This window comes from Streptomyces sp. NPDC001450 (genome assembly GCF_053597295.1).
Map to the genome: position 1 here is coordinate 1 of NZ_JBSFHY010000118.1, position 3,593 is coordinate 3,593.

Here is a 3,593-nt window from a genome sequence, read left to right on the forward strand (position 1 = left end):
CTCGCCGTACCGAACACCTCAGCACCCAAATGCCGCGCCAACTGCGTCGCCGCCATACCCACACCACCGGCAGCCGCATGCACCAGCACCGACTCCCCGGCCCGAACCCCACCCAGATCGGTGAGCGCGTAGAACGCCGTCAGGAACACAATCGGTACCGAAGCCGCCTGCGCGAACGACCAACCCGCCGGAATCCGCGCAACCGTCCGCGCATCCGCCACCGCCACCGGCCCGAACGAGCCGGGGAACATGCCCATCACCCGGTCACCCACAGCCAGTCCCGTCACACCGGGACCAACCTCGGTCACCACACCCGCGCCCTCGCCGCCCAGCAGGCCTGCCTCGCCCGGGTACATGCCGAGCGCGTTGAGCACGTCGCGGAAGTTGACGCCCGCCGCGCGTACGGCGACACGAACCTGACCCTCCGTCAACTCTGCTGTTCCCTCCGGGAAGGAGGTCAGGGCGAGGTTGTCCAGGGTGCCCTTCTCCGTACTGTCCAGGTGCCAGGCCGGCTCGCCGGCCGGGAGCGGGAGTCCGCCGACGGCCGGGACACGGCCCAGGCGCGGCGCATGGGCAACGCCGTCGCGCAGCGCGATCTCCGGCTCCCCCGACGCCAGGGCCTGGGCGAGCGCGGCGCGGGACGCGTCGGTGCCGTCCGTGTCGACCAGTGCGAAACGGTCGGGCGCCTCGGCGCGCGCGGCCCGCACCAGGCCCCACACCGCGGCCAAGGCCGGATCGGGAGCCGTACCGTCGAGCGTGACCGCCCCTTCGGTGACGACCACCAGACGAGACTCCTCGAAGCGCTCGTCGGCGAGCCAGGACCGTACGGCGTCCAGGACACGGCCGGTGGCGGCACGGGCCGCGTCCGCCACGCCCGCCGCTTCCTCGCTCCCGCCGCCCAGACCGGGACCGGCGGCGAACAGTACGGTCGCGGGCACGGTGCCCGGCAGCTCGGTCAGGGCCGGGTACGTCGGTGCGCCGGGCGCGAGCTCCACGGCGCCGACCACCGCCAACCCGCCGTTCGTGGAGGCGTTCCCCTCGGGTGGTGACACCTTCGCCCAGTCGACCTGGAAGAGACCGTCGCGGTGGCCGTCGGCCTCGGCGCGGGCCGCGAGGTCGCCCGAGACCTGGCGTAGCAGCAGCGACTCGACGGAGGCGACCGTGCCGCCCGTCGGGTCGGCCAGGTGCAGGGCGACGGCTTCCGGTCCGGCCTGCACCATGCGTACACGCAGTGCCCGCGCGCCCGACGCGCGCAGCGACACCCCGCTCCAGGAGAACGGCAGCCGTCCCTTTCCTGCTTCGGCCAGCGACACGAACATCATCGCGTGCAGCGCGGAGTCCAGCAGCGCCGGGTGGACGCCGAAGTCGCCCGCCAGCCGCTCGTGGTCGTCGGGCAGTCCGACGTCGGCGAAGACCTCGTCGCCGCGCCGCCAGACCGCGCGCAGGCCCTGGAACACCGGCCCGTAGGCGAATCCGGCCTCGGCGAAACTGTCGTAGAAGCCCTCCATGGGGACGGCCTCGGCGTTCGGCGGCGGCCATGCCGACAGGTCGGGAGCCGAGGTGTCGGCGGACGCGGGTCCGGCGGCCAGTGAGCCGCTGGCGTTCAGCGTCCACGGGTCGGTGTCGAGCGCGTCCTCTGCTCGGGAGTACACCTCGAGGGTGCGCGTGTCGGACTCGTCGGGCGCGCCCACCCTGACCTGCACCAGCCTTCCAGTGCGCTCGGGCACGATCAGCGGGGCGGCGATGGTCAGTTCCTCGACCCGGTCGTAGCCGAGCTGTCCGGCGGCGCACAGGGCGAGTTCGAGGAATCCGGTGCCCGGGAAGAGGACCGTGCCGGTCACGGCGTGGTCGCGCAGCCACGGGTGCGTCCTGAGCGAGAGCCGCCCGGTGAACAGTGCCTCCTCGCTCCCGGCCACGCGTACGGCGGCGCCCAGCAGCGGGTGCTGGGCCGAACCGAGGCCCGCCGAACCAAGGTCGCCGAGGGTGACGCCGGTGAGGTTGGGCCAGTACCGGCGGCGCTGGAAGGCGTATGTCGGCAGGTGCACGGACGTGGCCCGGTCGCCGCCGGTCAGCGTCCGCCAGTCGGTGTCGGCGCCGTGGACGAACAGGGCGGCGAGCGCGGCGAGCAGGGTCGGTGCCTCCGCCCGGTCCTTGCGCAGCAACGGTACGAGCACCGCTGTCCCGGAGTCGTCGAGGGACGCCTGGGCGAGGGCGGTCAGGGTGCCGTCGGGGCCGAGTTCGAGGTAGCGGCCGACGCCCTGCTCGGCGAGGGCGCGGACGGCTTCGGCGTAACGGACCGGCTGACGCACGTGCCGCACCCAGTAGTCGGGGGACATCAGCTCGTCGGCGGTGAGGGCGGCGCCGGTCACCGTGGAGACGAGAGGCAGCTTCGGACGCTCGTACGTCAGGCTCTCGGCGACCTTGCGGAAGTCCGCGAGCATCGGTTCCATCAGCGGGGAGTGGAAGGCGTGGCTCACCCGCAAGGTCGTGGCCTTGCGGGCCTGGGCACGGAAGTGTGCCGCGATGTCCTCCACCGTTTCCGACGCGCCCGCGACGACCACCGAGCGGGGGCCGTTGACCGCGGCGATGCCCACCTCGGCCTCCCGGCCCGCCAGCAGCGGAAGGACTTCCTCCTCCGTCGCCTGGAGGGCGACCATCGCGCCGCCGGACGGCAGGGCCTGCATCAGCCGGCCGCGCGCAGCCACCAGACGGCACGCGTCCGCCAGAGACCACACCCCCGCCACATGCGCCGCCGCGATCTCACCGATGGAGTGACCGGCCAGCACGTCCGGACGCGCACCCCACGACTCCAGCAGCCGGAAGAGGGCGACTTCCAGGGCGAAGAGGGCGGGCTGGGTGAACTCGGTCCGGTTCAGCAGGTCGACGTCGTCCCCGAACACCACCTCTCGCAGCGGGCGGGGCAGTTCCGCGTCCAGATGGGCGCACGCGGCGTCGAAGGAGTCGGCGAAGACCGGATACGTCTCGTACAACTCCCGGCCCATACCAAGTCGCTGGGAGCCCTGCCCGGCGAACAGGAACGCCGTGCGCGCGTCCCGCCGGGCCGTGCCCGTGGCGGCGTTCGCCGTCTCCTCTCCGGATGCGACCGCCTCAAGGCCGCGCAGCAACTCCGTACGGTCGGTGCCCCAGACCACGGCCCGGTGCTCGAACAACGACCGCGACCGCACCAGACAAGCACCGACCTCGGCGACACCCGGCGACTCGTCTGCGGTCACGAACTCCACGAGCCGCGCAGCCTGGTCCCGCAGCGCCGCGGCCGTACGGCCCGACACCACCCACGGCACCAGGCCACCACCGCCGGCCGGCGCACTCACCGGCTCGGTCTCCTCCCGGACCGGCGCCTCCTCCAGCACCACATGCGCGTTCGTGCCGCTGATACCGAACGACGACACACCGGCACGGCGTGTCCTTCCCTCGGCCCTCGGCCAGTCGGCGTTGTCGGTGAGCAGGTCGACCGCGCCTGCGGACCAGTCGACGTGGGACGACGGCTCGTCCGCGTGCAAGGTGCGCGGCAGCACCCCGTACTGCAGAGCCAGCACCATCTTGATCACACCCGCCACACCCGCAGCGGCCTG

The 3,593-nt window shown here is 73.0% G+C and carries 1 protein-coding gene; it reads right to left on the minus strand.

What is annotated here, in order from left to right; genetic code table 11:
* The coding region (locus ACWC5O_RS45130) for an acyltransferase domain-containing protein (protein WP_450781345.1) at positions 1-3,593 on the minus strand (3,593 nt) is incomplete at both ends.